Origin of the sequence: Aridibaculum aurantiacum (assembly GCF_017355875.1) — a bacterium.
Classification (GTDB): Bacteria; Bacteroidota; Bacteroidia; order Chitinophagales; family Chitinophagaceae; genus Segetibacter; species Segetibacter aurantiacus.
On sequence record NZ_JAFEWC010000003.1, the window covers coordinates 613,319 to 629,219 of the forward strand.

18 protein-coding genes are annotated in these 15,901 nt (G+C 41.9%); 15 read left to right on the top strand and 3 right to left on the bottom strand.

The annotated features are described in order from the left end of the window. The first annotated feature begins 51 nt into the window (after window positions 1-51). The 12 genes from rplN (at window position 52) to map (ending at window position 7,484) form a co-directional block, all read left to right on the top strand. The gene (gene rplN, locus J4N22_RS16195) at window positions 52-420 is read left to right on the top strand and encodes a 50S ribosomal protein L14 (RefSeq protein WP_147201818.1); all 369 of its coding nucleotides are present in this window, start codon (window positions 52-54) and stop codon (window positions 418-420) included. A 199-nt stretch (window positions 421-619) separates the two neighbouring features. Beyond that, complete coding sequence (gene rplX, locus J4N22_RS16200) at window positions 620-958, top strand: 50S ribosomal protein L24 (protein ID WP_207496338.1); 339 nt, start codon at window positions 620-622, stop codon at window positions 956-958. Then, window positions 958-1,536, top strand: coding sequence for a 50S ribosomal protein L5 (rplE, locus tag J4N22_RS16205; RefSeq protein WP_207496340.1), 579 nt, complete (start codon window positions 958-960; stop codon window positions 1,534-1,536). The genes rplX and rplE overlap by 1 nt, the downstream gene beginning before the upstream one ends. A gap of 88 nt (window positions 1,537-1,624) precedes the next feature. Then, window positions 1,625-1,894: a 30S ribosomal protein S14 gene (rpsN, locus tag J4N22_RS16210; RefSeq protein WP_207496349.1), complete on the top strand. Its 270-nt coding sequence runs from the start codon at window positions 1,625-1,627 to the stop codon at window positions 1,892-1,894. Window positions 1,895-1,998: 104 nt separating this feature from the next. Next, window positions 1,999-2,397, top strand: coding sequence for a 30S ribosomal protein S8 (gene rpsH / locus J4N22_RS16215; RefSeq protein ID WP_242692262.1), 399 nt, complete (start codon window positions 1,999-2,001; stop codon window positions 2,395-2,397). Between the two features lie 145 nt (window positions 2,398-2,542). Then, the gene (rplF, locus tag J4N22_RS16220; protein ID WP_207496351.1) at window positions 2,543-3,097 is read left to right on the top strand and encodes a 50S ribosomal protein L6; all 555 of its coding nucleotides are present in this window, start codon (window positions 2,543-2,545) and stop codon (window positions 3,095-3,097) included. A gap of 111 nt (window positions 3,098-3,208) precedes the next feature. After that, window positions 3,209-3,559 (top strand): 50S ribosomal protein L18, encoded by a 351-nt coding sequence (gene rplR / locus J4N22_RS16225; RefSeq protein WP_207496353.1) that lies wholly within the window; start codon window positions 3,209-3,211, stop codon window positions 3,557-3,559. Between the two features lie 90 nt (window positions 3,560-3,649). Beyond that, entirely contained in the window at window positions 3,650-4,168 is a 519-nt protein-coding gene (gene rpsE, locus J4N22_RS16230; RefSeq protein WP_207496355.1) for a 30S ribosomal protein S5, read from the top strand. An 86-nt stretch (window positions 4,169-4,254) separates the two neighbouring features. Further along, window positions 4,255-4,437 carry a 50S ribosomal protein L30 gene (gene rpmD, locus J4N22_RS16235; protein ID WP_242692263.1) on the top strand — a complete coding sequence of 61 codons (183 nt, stop codon included), beginning with the start codon at window positions 4,255-4,257 and terminating at the stop codon, window positions 4,435-4,437. A gap of 234 nt (window positions 4,438-4,671) precedes the next feature. After that, window positions 4,672-5,121, top strand: coding sequence for a 50S ribosomal protein L15 (rplO, locus tag J4N22_RS16240; protein ID WP_207496357.1), 450 nt, complete (start codon window positions 4,672-4,674; stop codon window positions 5,119-5,121). Between the two features lie 78 nt (window positions 5,122-5,199). Next, entirely contained in the window at window positions 5,200-6,549 is a 1,350-nt protein-coding gene (secY, locus tag J4N22_RS16245) for a preprotein translocase subunit SecY (protein ID WP_207496359.1), read from the top strand. 101 nt (window positions 6,550-6,650) lie between these two features. Continuing rightward, the gene (gene map / locus J4N22_RS16250; protein ID WP_207496361.1) at window positions 6,651-7,484 is read left to right on the top strand and encodes a type I methionyl aminopeptidase; all 834 of its coding nucleotides are present in this window, start codon (window positions 6,651-6,653) and stop codon (window positions 7,482-7,484) included. Between the two features lie 76 nt (window positions 7,485-7,560). Here the strand turns inward: map and J4N22_RS16255 are convergent, their stop codons facing one another. Continuing rightward, window positions 7,561-8,322, bottom strand: coding sequence for a hypothetical protein (locus J4N22_RS16255; protein WP_207496363.1), 762 nt, complete (start codon window positions 8,320-8,322; stop codon window positions 7,561-7,563). A gap of 127 nt (window positions 8,323-8,449) precedes the next feature. Here J4N22_RS16255 and J4N22_RS16260 point away from each other — a divergent pair, with 127 nt between their 5' ends. Further along, window positions 8,450-9,679: a BaiN/RdsA family NAD(P)/FAD-dependent oxidoreductase gene (locus tag J4N22_RS16260; RefSeq protein ID WP_207496365.1), complete on the top strand. Its 1,230-nt coding sequence runs from the start codon at window positions 8,450-8,452 to the stop codon at window positions 9,677-9,679. A 3-nt stretch (window positions 9,680-9,682) separates the two neighbouring features. Here the strand turns inward: J4N22_RS16260 and J4N22_RS16265 are convergent, their stop codons facing one another. Continuing rightward, window positions 9,683-10,438: a DUF547 domain-containing protein gene (locus tag J4N22_RS16265; protein WP_207496366.1), complete on the bottom strand. Its 756-nt coding sequence runs from the start codon at window positions 10,436-10,438 to the stop codon at window positions 9,683-9,685. Between the two features lie 259 nt (window positions 10,439-10,697). Here J4N22_RS16265 and J4N22_RS16270 point away from each other — a divergent pair, with 259 nt between their 5' ends. Then, entirely contained in the window at window positions 10,698-13,274 is a 2,577-nt protein-coding gene (locus tag J4N22_RS16270; RefSeq protein WP_207496368.1) for a zinc-dependent metalloprotease, read from the top strand. 76 nt (window positions 13,275-13,350) lie between these two features. Here J4N22_RS16270 and J4N22_RS16275 read toward each other — a convergent pair whose 3' ends face one another. Next, complete coding sequence (locus J4N22_RS16275) at window positions 13,351-13,566, bottom strand: hypothetical protein (protein WP_207496370.1); 216 nt, start codon at window positions 13,564-13,566, stop codon at window positions 13,351-13,353. Window positions 13,567-13,767: 201 nt separating this feature from the next. On the opposite strand from J4N22_RS16275, the gene rpsA reads away from it, so the two are divergent. Then, complete coding sequence (rpsA, locus tag J4N22_RS16280; protein ID WP_207496372.1) at window positions 13,768-15,732, top strand: 30S ribosomal protein S1; 1,965 nt, start codon at window positions 13,768-13,770, stop codon at window positions 15,730-15,732. The last annotated feature ends 169 nt before the right edge of the window (window positions 15,733-15,901 follow it).

The following is a 15,901-nucleotide window of genomic DNA, read 5'->3' on the forward strand; positions in this document are numbered from 1 at the left end:
TTCAAATTGATTATCTGCTATTAGCCCATCTAATAGCTAAAAGCTAAAAAAATGATTCAGCAAGAAAGCCGATTGAATGTAGCTGATAACAGCGGTGCCAAAGAAGTTTTGTGTATCCGTGTATTAGGTAACTCTGGCCAGGACTACGCAAGAATTGGTGACAAGATCGTAGTTACTGTAAAAGATGCAATGCCAGCTGCTGGTGTTAAGAAGGGTACTGTTTCTAAAGCAGTTATCGTTCGTACCAAGAACAAATTACGTCGTAAGGATGGTTCTTATATCCGTTTTGATGACAATGCTGTTGTATTGTTAAACAACTCTGACGAGCCAAGGGGTACACGTATTTTTGGCCCCGTTGCAAGAGAGTTGAGAGATAAAGGTTATATGAAGATCATATCTCTTGCTCCGGAAGTACTGTAAATCGTAAATCGTGAGACGTGAGAAGGCAGCGCGCTTTTTTTTCACGGTTCACCTTTCACGTTTGACGAACAAAAGATGACCAACGAGCAGGACGTACAAGTGAGTGACACAACGATGCCCCACGAAGTACAACTGCCGACCACATAAAGTATTATTTGCGAAGTCGGAAATTTCGCATGAAGCATAAAAAACAAATATCGTGAGCAACAGATTTAAACCTAAGTACAACATCAAAAAAGGCGACCAGGTAGTGGTTATTGCCGGTGATGATAAGGACCTGAAAAAAGCACGTACCGTACTGGAAGTGATTTTGGATAAAGGCCGTGTTGTAGTTGAAGGCGTAAATATCGTTACCAAGCACACTAAGCCTAGTGCTACAAACACTAAAGGCGGTTTGGTAAAGACAGAAGCTTCTATCAACATCAGCAATGTGATGTTGTGGGATGCTAAAGCTGGCAAGGGTACTAAAGTAACCCGCAGCCGCCAGGAAGGTAAACTAGTTCGTATTGCAAAAAAATCAGGGGAGGTAATTAAATAATGGCTACAGCAACATATACTCCGAGATTAGCAGGAAAGTACAAGAATGAAGTTGTACCTGCTTTAATGAAAAAATTTGGATACTCTTCTATCATGCAAGCTCCAAGGCTTGAGAAGATCTGTATCAACCGTGGTGTAAACGGTGCTGTATCTGATAAGAAACTGGTGGATATTGCAGTTGAAGAACTAACAACCATTTCTGGTCAGAAAGCAGTAGCTACTTTTTCTAAGAAGGACATCTCAAACTTTAAGTTGAGAAAGAACATGCCGATCGGTGCAAGGGTTACCCTTCGCGGCGTGAAGATGTACGAATTCTTAGACAGGTTAATCTCTGTTTCGCTTCCACGTGTACGTGACTTCAAAGGTATCAATGACAAAGCTTTTGACGGCCGTGGTAACTATACCCTGGGTGTTACAGAGCAAATCATCTTCCCAGAGATCGATATCGACAAAGTGAATAAAATCACTGGTATGGATATCACTTTTGTAACCACTGCGCAAACAAACGAAGAGGCTTACGAACTGCTGAAAGAAATGGGAATGCCATTTAAAGGTGCAAAAAAAGAAACACAAGAATAATTTTGAGATTACGGGATTTTGAGATTTTGGGATTACCAAAGTTTGAAATCACCAAATCACTAAATCACAAAATCAGAAATATAATAACATGGCAAAAGAATCTGTAAAAGCCAGACAAAGAAAGAGAGAAAGAATGGTGGCTAAGTTTGCTGAAAAGCGTACTGCTCTTAAAGAAGCAGGTGACTTTGCAGCACTTGACTTGTTACCAAAGAATGCTTCTCCTGTTCGTTTGAAAAATCGTTGCCAGCTTACAGGCCGTCCACGTGGTTACATCCGTTATTTCGGATTGTCTAGAAACCAGTTTCGTGATATGGCATTGGCTGGTAAGATCCCTGGCGTAACAAAAGCTAGCTGGTAAATCAGTTGACAGTTGCCAGTTGGTAGTTGTTAATAGAAAGAACTTATTTTTTAAAATTTTATTCCAATTATCCCGACACTTCGGGACGTAGGAGGACAATAATTATGGTAACAGATCCTATAGCAGATTTTTTGACGAGGATTCGTAATGCGCAGATGGCTAACCACAGGATAGTTGAAATTCCTGCAAGTAACCTGAAGAAGCGTATGACTGAGATACTGTACGAAAAAGGTTATATCCTTAAGTACAAATTTGAAGATGATAGCAAACAAGGTTTGATCAAAATAGCGTTGAAGTACGATCCAAATACCAAGGTTCCTGCAATCCGCAGCCTTGAAAGAGTAAGCCGCCCGGGTTTACGCCAGTACTCTAAGCCAGCTGATTTTAGCCGTGTGAAGAATGGTTTGGGTATAGCTATCATTTCTACATCTAAAGGTGTAATGACAGATAAAGAAGCAAGAGCACAAAACGTAGGTGGCGAAGTTCTTTGCTACGTTTATTAATAAATACAGACAACCTGGAATAAGAAAATGGTTCCAGGATGTCTTTAAGAAATACGGTTGATGTGACAATCTAAGTTTGCTATACGGTAACTGAACACTGTCAACACCACATTTTCAAAATTTCAAATTTTTCAAATCAAGAATTATGTCTCGTATAGGAAAACAACCAATTACAGTTCCGGCGGGTGTTACCATCACAGTTGGTAACAACAATGAGATCACTGTAAAAGGACCTAAAGGAACTTTGACTCAACTTATTGATCGCGATATCAAAGTTGAAGTAAAAGATGGCGAAGTAAATGTTACTCGTCCTACTGACCAGATCCGTCACCGCGCTATGCACGGTTTGTACCGTTCACTGGTTTCTAACATGGTAAAAGGTGTAACAGAAGGCTTTAAGAAGCAGCTGGAACTAGTGGGTGTGGGTTATAAAGCCGCTAACACTGGTAACACTTTAGACCTAGCCCTGGGTTACTCTCACAACATCATTATGGAAGTACCTAAGGAAGTAACAGTAGCTACTGAAACTTTAAAAGGTCAAAACCCAAAAATTACTTTAGAGAGCATCGACAACCAACTATTAGGAGCAGTAGCTGCCAAAATACGTAGCCTGCGTAAGCCTGAGCCGTACAAAGGAAAAGGTGTTCGCTACTCTGATGAATTCATTCGTCGTAAAGCTGGTAAAGCTGCTGGTAAATAATTAAGTTGATAAGTTGATCGGTTGGCAAGTTGAATTGTGACCGATCAACCCATCAACTAGACAACTAATCAACTTTCGCCCCGGCAGCATCGGGGAGTAAATAAAATAACAATGGACAAATTAATAAAAAGGCAGAAGATCCGTTACCGCATTCGTAAGAAGGTAGCTGGTACTTCTACTAAGCCTCGCCTTTCTGTTTTCAGAAGCAATGCAGAAATCTATGCTCAACTGATTGATGATACTACCGGTCAAACACTGGCTGCTGCTTCATCAAGAGAAAAGGATATCGCTGCCCAAACTGCTCCTAAGATTGATAAAAGCAAAATGGTTGGAGAATCTATTGCTCGTAAAGCTTCTGCTCTTGGTATCACTACATGTGTTTTCGATAGAGGTGGTAACCTGTACCACGGTCGTGTGAAAGCTGTAGCTGATGGCGCAAGACAAGGTGGATTGCAATTTTAGATTTAATGATTGCTGATGTAGGATTTGTTTCCACCTCGGTAATCGAAAAAATATCAGACATCATAAAATCAGAAATCTCAAATAGAGACAATGTCAAAAGCAATTTTAAATAAAGTAAAAGGCGGTGACCTGGAACTAAAAGAAAAAGTAGTAGCCATTAACCGTGTGGTTAAAACCACCAAAGGCGGACGTACTTTTAGTTTCTCTGCGCTTGTAGTAGTAGGAAATGAAAAAGGTGTGGTAGGTCATGGTTTGGGTAAGGCTAAAGAAGTTCAGGAAGCTATCACCAAAGGCATCGAAGATGCTAAGAAGAACCTGATCAAAGTTCCTGTTATGCACGGAACTATACCTCACGACCAACTGGCTAAAGAAGGTGCTGCTAAAGTATTCATCAAGCCTGCTGCTCATGGTACCGGTGTAATTGCCGGAGGTAGTATGCGTGCAGTATTGGAAAGCGCGGGTGTTACCGACGTTTTGGCAAAGAGCCTTGGATCTGCTAATCCTCACAACGTGGTTAAAGCTACTTTCAAAGCTTTAGCATTGTTGAGAGAGCCTATCCAGGTTGCTAAAACAAGAACAGTTGGACTAAAGAAAGTTTTTAACGGGTAACTGCACGTTTAACGTTTTAAGTTTAAGGTTTAAAGTTGGAAACACAGAACCTTAAACGTTAGACATTAAACCTTAAACTAATTATCATGAAAAAGATTAGAATAACACAAGTAAAAAGCGTTATCGACAGACCTGAAAGAGCTAAACGTACAATCGAAGCACTTGGTTTGAAAAAGATGAACGCTTCTGTAGAAGTAGAAGCTACTCCACAGATCCTGGGTATGATCACTAAGGTTAATCACCTGGTGAAAGTAGAGGAAGTGAACTAAATCATATTCGAAAGTCAAAAGTCAAAAAATGGTACTACTGTGCCTTTTTGATTTTTGACTTTTGTCTTTTGACTTAAAATTTGCTGAAGTGACTACAACAGTACACGAGTGCGACGCAACGTATGCTGAATAGTATTACCTTCGCCCGCTACAAAAACATCCTTGTTTTTATAGATCATTTATTTATCATTAATGCGAGGGGATTGAACCCCGTAAGTAAAAATCAAACGTAAGATGAAACTACACACTCTTAGACCCGCTCAAGGCGCTACACACAAAGAAAAAAGATTAGGCCGTGGTGAGGCTTCAGGTAAAGGTGGTACTGCCACAAAAGGTAACAAAGGTGGACAAAGCCGTGCCGGTTACTCTAGTAAAATGGCTTTTGAAGGTGGCCAGATGCCAATTCAGCGTCGTGTACCTAAGCGTGGCTTTAAAAACCCACATCGCGTAGAGTACAAAGTATTGAACCTGGGCCAGATCGATCACCTGGTTGAAAAATATGGTTTTACTGAAATCACTCCAGAAAATCTTTATATCAATGGCCTGATTGGTCAAACTGATCTTATCAAGATTTTAGGTACTGGTGAATTGAAGAGCAAAGTTACTTTTAGAGTAAACGCTTTTAGCGCTAAAGCTAAAGAAGCAATTGAAGCAGCTGGTGGCAGCATTGAAATAGCACAGTAACTAATGTAATTAGCCGGACGCACTCCTAAAGTGCGTCCTTTGGCTTTAGAGAGATTAACACCTACAACTCAACTTTCAGTGAAAAAATTCATTCAGACTCTTAAAAATATCTGGACAATAGATGAGCTGCGTAGCAAGATCATTGTAACGCTAGCCCTGGTATTTGTTTACCGTCTTGGAACGCATATCGTATTGCCGGGTATGAACCCTAACCTGCTTGACCAGGCACAGGCTAATGCAGCTCAAAATGGTTTGCTTGGACTATTTGACACCTTTGCTGGTGGTGCATTCTCACAAGCTTCTATTCTTGCCCTGGGTATCATGCCTTATATATCTGCTTCCATTTTTATGCAGTTGATGACCATCCTGGTTCCGCAGCTTCAAAAGATCCAGAAAGAGGGCGACAGTGGTCGTAAAAAAATTAACCAGTGGACGCGTTACCTTACTGTTATTGTAACCGCTTTCCAGGCAAGTGCTTATGTAGCTTACCTTAATAGTCCTGGTTATGCTGAGGCTATCATTCCTGCTTATCAACCATATTTCCTTGTATCTACTATCATTACACTTACTGCAGGTACTTTGTTTGTAATGTGGCTGGGTGAAAAAATACAGGATAAAGGATTGGGTAACGGTACTTCTATCATCATCATGGTAGGTATCCTTGCACGTTTCCCTCAATCTATCATTCAAGAATTTACTGCTAAGCAAGCGCGTGGTGGTGGTGGATTGTTGATCTTCCTTATCGAGATCGCGATCCTTATCGTTATCATCATGGGTATTATCATCCTGGTACAAGGTGTACGTAAGATACCTGTTAGTTATGCTAAGCAGATAGTTGGTAATCGCCAGTTTGGAGGTGCTCGCCAGTTCCTTCCAATGAAGGTGAATATGGCGGGTGTAATGCCTATCATCTTTGCACAGGCTATCATGTTCCTTCCTACTTTGTTCTCTTTCACAGGTACAGAGTCTGGAACTACCATCGCTAAGATCTTTGGTGATCACAGCAACTTCTGGTACATGGTTGTATATGCTGTAATGGTAATTGCATTTACTTTCCTATACACTGCTTTGATCTTTAATCCTAAGCAGATGTCGGAAGACCTTAAGCGTAACAATGGTTTTATACCTGGTGTTAAGCCTGGTCAGCCAACCGCTGATTATATTGGTTCAGTAATGGATAAGATAACTTTACCAGGTGCAATTTTCCTTGCATTGGTAGGTATCCTTCCTGGCTTTGCACAAAGACTGGGTGTTACTTCTGGTTTCTCTACCTTCTTCGGTGGTACATCGCTACTGATCATGGTGGGTGTAATCCTTGATACACTACAGCAGATAGAAACACAGCTGTTGATGAGACAATACGATGGTCTTATGAACAGTGGAAGAATCCAGGGCAGGCAGCAAACTGTTACTCAGGCTTCTTATTAATTGATAACTGAGGCTGGTAGAAATATCATCCTGCTAGATAAAAACGTAAACCTGCCCAACCTTGAGGCAGGTTTATTTGTAAAATGAGTAGAATTAGAAATATGATCCATTACAAATCAAATGCAGACCTGGAGATAATGCGTGAAAGTTGCAGGGTAGTAGAGCTTGCACTTAGTGAAGTGGCCAAATTTTTAAAGCCCGGAGTTACCACCAAACAAGCAGACAAACTTGCAGAACAGGTAATCAGGGATAATAAAGGTGTTCCTTCATTTCTCAATTATCGTGGTTATCCATTTGCTTCGTGTATTTCTGTTAACGATGCAGTAGTGCATGGTTTCCCTTCTAATGATGTGTTGAAAGATGGAGATATCGTTTCTGTGGACCTGGGTGTTTTCAAAAATGGATTTCATGGTGATTATGCTTACACTTTTGCGCTAGGTGAAATAAGTGAAGAAGTGCAGCAGCTGATGCGTATAACTAAAGAAAGCTTGTATAAAGGAATTGAGAAAGCTCATCATGGAAACAGGATAGGAGATATAGCTTTTGCTATCCAGGATTATACTGAAAGGAAATATGGCTATGGTGTAGTGCGCGAACTGGTTGGTCATGGTCTTGGAAGAAGCCTGCACGAAGATCCGCAGGTGCCTAATTTTGGTAAACGCGGAACCGGTCCAAAGTTGAAAGAAGGAATGACCATTGCTATTGAGCCAATGATAAACATGGGCGTAAAAGAAGTGTATTACGATACAGATGGCTGGACCGTGAGAACCAAAGATGGTAAGCCATCAGCCCATTACGAGCACAATGTATGTGTGAAGAAAGGGAAAGCTGAGATCTTGTCTTCTTTTAAACTGATAGAAGAGGCTGAACTTGCAAACGAGAATTTAAATTCGAAATACCTACAAGCTGTACAGCAGGAATTGGTGGAACAATAAGTAATATAAGATACTTTGATATAAAAAAAGAGGCTGTTTCAAAAACAGCCTCTTTTTTATTTCGTTTTGTTCAGTATTAATTTAAACCACCAGCAGCAATCACATTTCCACCGCCAGCTGCAATTACATTACCGCCACCAGCTGCAATCACGTTGCCACCGCCTGCGGCAATTACATTTGCTCCACCTGCTGCCACTGCATTAGCTCCACCTGCTGCCACAACTCTTGCTACTTCATTAGCTACAGGGTTTGATATTGCCACCTGTGTAAGATGCCTTGAGTTAGAAGGAACATACCACCTTCCAAACCAGGAGTTTTCTTTGTGCCATACATCTACAACTGCAGCTACTAGCATATAAGGTTTTGCTTCAGATTGTTTCCAAGATCTTCTGTCATTATCAGTGGCCCAGCGGCTGCAAACATTCCAGTATACTTTTGCAATCATGTCATCCCACGCTTTTTTATTTGACCTTAAGTAAGAGGTGTGGTTGTTCATCCAATCAGTATAGTTAAAAGAAGAAGACATGCTTTGGTTTACCTGTTGGTCGCTTGGGGTGTAGCCATAAGCATGAGCAAATGCTCTTCTGATAGTTGCTCTTTTTTCGTTGGCATCAGATTGAAGGTAGCGGCTGTGGTTTGCCACCAATTGCTCCACGGTCAGGTTTTCTCTTCCCATCCAATGATTCAGTTCGCCCTGGTTTGGCTGCCTGCCAAAGGTGAGCATGTAGGAGCTGATGATCCTTTCTCTCTTTGTTTGTTCTGGGCTTTGCGCAAAAGTTGGTGCCGCCAGTGCGGAAGCAAAAAGTACTACCACCAGGAGTCTGTACATTTTTTTCATAAGTTTTTATTTTTAAAAAAGGTGCTTGATAAATAACGAATGCAATAATTCGAAAAGTATCAAGCGGAAAAAATAATCAATTTGTATTAGTGCCCCGTGCTACACGCATGGTAACTACATTTGAAAAATGAAAGCATCAGCAACATTGGTAGTAATAGGAGGGGGCGCAGCTGGATTTTTTTGCGCAGTGAATGCTGCTCGCATGAATAATAAATTGAAAGTAATCATACTGGAGAAAACGTCGAAACTGCTTTCTAAAGTAAAGGTAAGCGGCGGCGGAAGATGCAATGTTACCCATGCATGCTTTGAAATTTCAAACCTGGTAAAGCGGTACCCCCGCGGAACCAACTTCTTAAAGAAAACCTTCCACCAGTTCAATACTACCCACTGTATTCAATGGTTTGAAGAAAGGGGAGTGAAGCTGAAAACAGAAGCTGATGGAAGGATGTTTTCAAATACCGACAGTTCACAAACTATTATTGATTGCCTGCTGCGAGAGGCAGATAAATATGGCGTAGAAGTGCAGATGAGCAGGGAGGTGAAGGAGATTAAAAATGGAAAAGAAGGGTTTGATGTAGTGCTTGCCAATGGGGAACTGCTGAAGGCTGATTACGTAGTGGTGGCCTGTGGTGGTTTTCCAAAAGCTGGTATGTTTCAATGGTTAACAAACCTGGGGCATTCTATAGAAAACCCGGTTCCTTCTCTTTTTACTTTCAATATGCCGAAGCACCCGATAACCGAACTTATGGGAGTGAGTGTAGAAAAAGCTTCTATTAAAATAACAGGTAGTAAACTGACATCAGATGGCCCTTTGCTGATCACGCATTGGGGGATGAGTGGCCCAGCAGTATTGAAACTATCAGCATGGGGCGCAAGAGAGCTGGCTGAAAAAGATTACCATTTTACTATCCTTGTAAACTGGCTGCAGGATTATAACGAGCAGTCGTTGCGCGAAGCATGGCAAGTACTTCGGAATAAACATGCTGCACAAAAGATAGTTAACCGGAACCCGTTTAACCTTCCTAACAGGCTTTGGAATTTTTTAGTAACTGAAAGTGGGATAAAAGAGGAGCTACGTTGGGCAGATGTGCCGGCAAAGGAGCAGAACAGGCTTATTAAGAATCTAACAGCACACGAATTCGAGGTGAAAGGGAAAACAACTTTCAAAGAAGAATTTGTAACCTGCGGCGGCATTAAACTTTCAGAGGTTGATGCCAATACAATGGAAAGCCGGATCGTTCCAAACTTATACTTTGCCGGCGAGATAATGGATGTGGACGGCATCACAGGCGGCTTCAATTTTCAGCATGCGTGGACGAGTGGGTGGATAGCAGCAAAGAGTATTGCAGCTAAATAAATGCTACAGGTCCTGGTATTGTTGTAGTGTTAGTGTCCAATCATAATCTTTATACTTTATGGCAGGCTTACTTCCTCCAGGAATGATCTGCAGGTCCTGCAGTATTTTCCTGGTGCCGTCTTTGCCGCCAAAGTCTGCCCTGAACCAGCTCATAAGCTTAGGTACTTTTACAACATTATTAGAGCTGTCATATTCTACATCTCCGGTGAGGTAGCTGCGGGTTGCCATGTCTAGTTGTTTATCAACTTTAGCAGCATCGTAAAACGCTATAGGCGGGCAGCTGCTGGCGCCGCAGTTGAGCGCAAAATGTATTCGCCAGTCTACACTGTCTACGCGCCATTTCTTTTCAAGTGAGGATGGAAATAGTTTATTGAAATAGCCCATGCTCAATTTATTTTTTGAGCGGCGCAATATTCCATGTTCTATAAAATCCAGGCTTAGCTGATGCCCCGCCACCTTTACTTGCTTAATGGAAAAGAAGCTGTTCCTGCTTTTGTATTTTAATGGGTCCTTCTTCAGAAGCATCTGCACATATCCATTGTAAACGTTCAGCCAGAAGGCCTTCTTTTTACAGTCTGTATCTAATTCCTGAGTAATGGCAGCCTCTGTTAGATTAGAAAGTTGTTCCGCCAGGGAATCTGTTTCTTCTCCTGTTTTTACAGCATACAAAAATTGCTGCGCAGTTGCTTGTATAGAACCCGGAGATGCCAGTGCTGAAGACATAATGAACAACGATAAAATGATAGCTGCCAATTTCATGAAACATATACGTGTGGTTTAGTGGAAGAGTTTCAAGCTATTGTTTTAAATAAACCTGCCAGGCATCGGTAGTAAGGGAACTGTTCATCAACCAGCCTAATCTAAAAGCAGTTTTCCTTACATAGATCATCAGGGTTGATTAATAGAATGGGGTGACTATGTACAAGTGCACCAGCTAATGACCGCTCATAACAAAAGTGGACGCGCAGTAAAATCACCCATTTGTTAAAGCTATATTTAGAAACATAATTTTCACCACATGAAGAAACTATTACTTGGTACCGCACTTGTCTTGGCTACTGCTGGTACTGATGTGTTGGCTCAACAGCCACCTGCCGGTGCTGCCAGCCAGCAAAAGCCAGCTTCCGATTCTGCTAAACCAAAAAAAGCAACCATAGCAGAAAAGGTAAAATCGAGCAATAAGGTTGCAGGACTTTTCACTGTTTACCAGGATACGGCAACAGGCAGCGTTCATCTTTACGTTCGAAAAGATCAACTTGGTAAAGATTACATCTACCAAAGTTTCAGCGTAAGCGGCCCTACAAGTCTCTATCTCAACCAGAGTATGCATCGCTCTAATGCAGTTTTTAAAGTGGTGAAAGCTTTTGACAAACTGGAGTTCCAGCAAGTAAATACTAATTTTTACTACGATCCTAAAAATGCTGTCAGCAAGTCTGCAGGTGTAGATATTCCGGATGCTGTTCTACTTGCTGAAAAATATGTAGCCGAAGATGAGAATGGTTACCTGATAAGTGCTGACGGACTTTTCTTAAGTGAAAAACTTGACCCCGTGAAACCTTTAGCTGCTCCAGGCGTGCCAGCAACAGCAATGTTCAATCTTGGGAGTTTTACGCCTGCTAAATCTAAGTACTACGAGGTGCGTTCGTTTCCTAAGAACACAGACATCATTGTGGATCTTGCCTATGATAATCCTGCACCTTTTAATAAAGGTGGTAAGGATATAACTGACGCCCGGTATATACGCGTAAGAATGCAACACACATTCATAGATATACCTGAGAACGGTTTCAGGCCACGATTGGATGATCCTCGTATTGGTTATTTTACCTCAGAGGTTAATAATTTAACCAGCATAGAGTCTACGCCGTATCGTGATCCAATCAATCGCTGGCACCTAGTAAAGAAAGATCCATCTGCAGCGTTGAGCGAGCCGGTTGAACCAATCGTGTGGTATATTGAAAACACAACACCAGTTGAATATCGCCAGATAGTAAAAGAAGCTGGTGAGAAATGGAACGAAGCTTTTGAGAAAGCAGGTTTTAAAAACGCGGTTGTAATGAAGATCATGCCTGACGATGCAGATTGGAATCCAAATGATATCCGCTACAACGTTATTCGATGGGTATCTTCTGCCAATCCTCCCTATGGAGCAATCGGGCCAAGCTTCACCAATCCTAAGACAGGACAGATACTTGGATCTGACATTACAGTGGAGTGGTACAGCGGCAGCTCAACACCACTACAGGATGAGCTATTTACTGCAGGACCTTCTCAAAATACTCCGGAGCTTCACTTCCCGGGCATGACACATCACTTTCATACTTGCACGCTTGCATCGGAGTTGAAAGCACAATTCACAACAGGTCTTACAACATTGGAAGCGGCTGGTGCACCAGAAGTTGAGATAAAAGAAATGCACAAGCAGTTCCTTTATTACCTGATCCTTCACGAGATGGGGCACACATTAGGACTCAACCACAACATGAAGTCGAGCCAGATGCTGAGCCCTGCGGAGCTGAACAACAAAGCAATTACAAGAGTGAAAGGGTTGACTGGTAGTGTAATGGATTATCCTGCTGTAAACGTAAGTCTAGACAGGAGTAAGCAAGGCGATTACTACACAACCAAACCCGGACCTTATGATGTTTGGGCTATTCAATATGGCTATACACCTACTGAGCCAGAAGCAGAAGAAGCTTTTCGCAAGAAGATTTTAAGCCGCAGCACTGAACCAGATCTTGCATTTGGTAACGATGCAGATGATATGCGTTCACCAGGTAAAGCCATTGATCCTCGGGTGAATATTGGTGATATGAGTAATGACGCTATCGCGTTTGCAGAAGAGCGTTTTAAGCTGGTAAACAACTTGATGCCAAAGCTGAAGGATAAGTACAGCAAAACTGATAAGAGTTATGCAGAACTAAGAAGCCGTTTCAACAATTTGCAGGGACAGCGGAATGCTATGATTGCTGCCGTTAGCAGGTACGTAGGCGGAGTGATGATTGACAGGAGCTTTGTTGGTCAGAACACAACCACTAAACCATTTACCCCTGTTCCTTTGGCTACACAAAAAAGAGCAATGGATGTGTTAGCAAAGTATGCTTTTGCTCCAAATGCCTATGAAGCAGATGTTCCATTGTATCCATACCTGCAAATGCAGCGTCGCGGTTTTGGTTTCTTTAGTTCTACAGAAGATGCCAAGCTTACCACCGGCTATGCGTCTTTCGGCACCTCAGCCCTGGCTCATATATTACATCCTGCAACACTACAGCGTATCACCAATAGCCGCCTGTATGGCAACCAGTATTCTGTTGTAGATGTGATGGGTGATTTGGTTAAAGGAATTTTTGATGCAGACATTGCTGGTAATGTAAACATCAACCGTCAATACCTTCAGACGGCTTTTGTAAAAGGAGCGACTTCCTTACTTGATGATAAGTCACCTGTTGATGATATCAGCAAAGCTGGTGCTCTGTATACCATAAAAAAGTTGAAAACTCGTTTGACTGCAGCTACGGCTGGTAATGAAGAAACGAAAGCACATAGGGCAAACCTGTTGTTCATCATCAACAAGGCGCTCGACACAAAAGGATAGATTTCTTACAAAGTTAAAAAAGTAGAGCCTGGTCCAAATGGAGCAGGCTCTTTAGTCTTTTGATAGGATGGGGGGATTAATCTTTTTTATTCTGCTTGAAGCGCATGTCAGGTTTGCCATCTTTGCGCAGCTTTTTGTTTGCCTTTACGCGTTTGTCTGGTGTGCCATCCTTCTTTACCCTTACTTCTGTTTGTTGGGTAGCGGGCTTTTGCTTTGTTTCTTTAGAAGTTTGGCTAAAAGCTGTACCAACAACAATGGTGAGAGCCAGTAGCGAGGTAAGAAGTTTTTTCATTGTATAATTTTGAGCGATAAAAGTACTACACTCTTGTTCTTTAGCTCTTTTATCCGAATGAATTAAAACTTAATTTTCTCTGCTGCTACCAGCAACTAGTATAACAACAAATTTTAATTTTCATAGCAAGTCTGTTAGCTCCTTCTCTTGTAAATACCTACCTTTGCCACCCCGAATAAAAAAACAACTCGGGATTTTATCATGGCTGAAAATGAAATCATTAACCAAAACGCTGATGGACAGGAGTCTACGCCAGCTGCTGAACAAGCAACTGATGTAACTACAGCGACAACAAATGCACCTGTTAGCGAGCCACAGCAAGGCGAAGAGCCAGTTGCTCCGCAAACACAGCGCCCTGAGCCAGTTGTTGAAACTGCTCACGACGACTTTGACTGGAGTATTGACAAACGCAATGTCTCTACTTACAACAAAGAAGAAAGAGAAAAGTATGACAGTGTTTATGACAACACTTTTGTACAGATTAACGACGGCGAAATCATTAGAGGTACTGTAGTAGGTATCACTAAAACTGATGTTGTTGTAAACATTGGTTTCAAGTCTGATGGTCTTGTTTCTCTGAACGAATTCCGCGACACGCCAGGTCTTAAAACTGGTGATGAAGTAGAAGTTATGGTAGTTGAAAAGGAAGACAGGCAAGGTCACCTTCACCTTTCTCGTAAGTCTGCAAGAATCTTCCGTGCATGGGAGCGTATTGTGGAAGTACACAAGACTGGCGAGGTTATCACCGGTACTGTTACCAGCAAAACCAAAGGTGGATTGATTGTAGACGTGTTTGGAATGGAAACATTCTTACCAGGTTCTCAGATCGACGTGAAGCCTGTAACTGACTACGACCAGTTCGTTGGTAAAACAATGGAATTTAAAGTTGTGAAGATCAACGAAGCAATCAAAAACGCGGTTGTATCGCACAAAGCCCTTATCGAAAGCGACATCGAAGCACAGCGTGCAGAGATCATGTCGAAGCTGGAGAAAGGACAGGTATTGGAAGGTACTATCAAGAACATCACAGACTTTGGTGCATTTATGGACCTGGGTGGACTGGATGGTTTGTTGTACATCACCGATATCAGCTGGGGTCGTATCTCGCATCCAAGCGAGGTGTTGAAACTGGATCAAAGACTGAACGTGGTTGTACTAGATTTCGACGACGACAAGAAGCGTATCAGCCTTGGTTTGAAGCAACTTACTCCACACCCTTGGGATGTGCTGCCTGAAACAGTTACTGAAGGTCAGGTAGTAAAAGGTAAAGTTGTAAACATTGAAGATTATGGTGCTTTCCTTGAGATCATGCCAGGTGTTGAAGGTCTAGTTCACGTAAGTGAAATCACTTGGGCTAACACGCCAATTAATGCTAAGGAATTCTTCAAACTTGGAGATGAGTACGAAGCTAAGATTGTTACACTTGACAAAGACACTCGTAAAATGAGTCTTTCTATCAAGCAAATGAGCGACGATCCTTGGAGCACAATTGAAAATAAATTCCCTGAAGGAAGCAAGCACGAAGGTTTGGTGAAAAACATCACTCCATACGGTGTATTCGTAGAATTAGAGCCAGGTATTGGTGGTATGATCCACATCAGCGACCTAAGCTGGTTGAAGCGTTACAATCATCCGGGTGAATTCACTAAAGTTGGTGAGAAGATCGATATCATTATCATGGGTATTGATAAAGACAACCGCAAACTTCAGTTAGGACACAAACAACTCGAAGAAGATCCTTGGAATACTCTTGAAGATACTTTTGCTATCGGTTCACTTCACGAAGGAACGATCACACGCAAAGACGACAAGGGTGCTACAGTACAACTTCCTTACGGTCTTGAAGGATTCGCTCCTGCCCGTCATCTTGCAAAAGAAGATGGTAAGACAGTAGGTGCAGATGAGCATGCACAATTCATGGTGATCGAATTCGATCGTAATGAAAAGCGCATCGTTGTTAGCCACACCCGTATCTGGGAACAAGCTAAGAACGAAGAGTACCAGGCTGCTAAGAAAGAACAGCGCGCTGAGGCTGAGAAGACTCAGAAAGCTGTTAAGAACCTGCAGACTAAAGTTGAAAAAGCAACTTTGGGAGATCTTGGTGCACTGGCTTCTATCCGCGAGAAGTTGCAACAGGGTGAAGAAAATAAAGACGAACAGAAGTAATCGCTTCTTTTCTGATATTATAAATGCCCCTGCGAAAGCAGGGGCATTTATATTTTAGATTTTTTTATTTCGGATTGGGGATTGGTGGTTGAAACAATTTTAGTTTCCTCCATAAGAACTATGAATTTATAGAGATGCTTACTTGATAATAAATGAGTAAGTGAATAAT

Excerpts from the sequence above, each read along its gene's own strand:
- rpmD (WP_242692263.1), top strand. The coding sequence starts at position 4,255 with ATGAAAAAGATTAGAATAACACAAGTAAAAAGCGTTATCGACAGACCT.
- J4N22_RS16265 (WP_207496366.1), bottom strand. The coding sequence starts at position 10,438 with ATGAAATTGGCAGCTATCATTTTATCGTTGTTCATTATGTCTTCAGCA.
- J4N22_RS16275 (WP_207496370.1), bottom strand. The coding sequence starts at position 13,566 with ATGAAAAAACTTCTTACCTCGCTACTGGCTCTCACCATTGTTGTTGGT.
- rpsE (WP_207496355.1), top strand. The coding sequence starts at position 3,650 with ATGTCAAAAGCAATTTTAAATAAAGTAAAAGGCGGTGACCTGGAACTA.
- rplE (WP_207496340.1), top strand. The coding sequence starts at position 958 with ATGGCTACAGCAACATATACTCCGAGATTAGCAGGAAAGTACAAGAAT.
- rpsH (WP_242692262.1), top strand. The coding sequence starts at position 1,999 with ATGGTAACAGATCCTATAGCAGATTTTTTGACGAGGATTCGTAATGCG.
- rplO (WP_207496357.1), top strand. The coding sequence starts at position 4,672 with ATGAAACTACACACTCTTAGACCCGCTCAAGGCGCTACACACAAAGAA.
- rplR (WP_207496353.1), top strand. The coding sequence starts at position 3,209 with ATGGACAAATTAATAAAAAGGCAGAAGATCCGTTACCGCATTCGTAAG.
- map (WP_207496361.1), top strand. The coding sequence starts at position 6,651 with ATGATCCATTACAAATCAAATGCAGACCTGGAGATAATGCGTGAAAGT.
- J4N22_RS16260 (WP_207496365.1), top strand. The coding sequence starts at position 8,450 with ATGAAAGCATCAGCAACATTGGTAGTAATAGGAGGGGGCGCAGCTGGA.
- rplN (WP_147201818.1), top strand. The coding sequence starts at position 52 with ATGATTCAGCAAGAAAGCCGATTGAATGTAGCTGATAACAGCGGTGCC.
- J4N22_RS16270 (WP_207496368.1), top strand. The coding sequence starts at position 10,698 with ATGAAGAAACTATTACTTGGTACCGCACTTGTCTTGGCTACTGCTGGT.
- rplF (WP_207496351.1), top strand. The coding sequence starts at position 2,543 with ATGTCTCGTATAGGAAAACAACCAATTACAGTTCCGGCGGGTGTTACC.
- rpsN (WP_207496349.1), top strand. The coding sequence starts at position 1,625 with ATGGCAAAAGAATCTGTAAAAGCCAGACAAAGAAAGAGAGAAAGAATG.
- rpsA (WP_207496372.1), top strand. The coding sequence starts at position 13,768 with ATGGCTGAAAATGAAATCATTAACCAAAACGCTGATGGACAGGAGTCT.
- J4N22_RS16255 (WP_207496363.1), bottom strand. The coding sequence starts at position 8,322 with ATGAAAAAAATGTACAGACTCCTGGTGGTAGTACTTTTTGCTTCCGCA.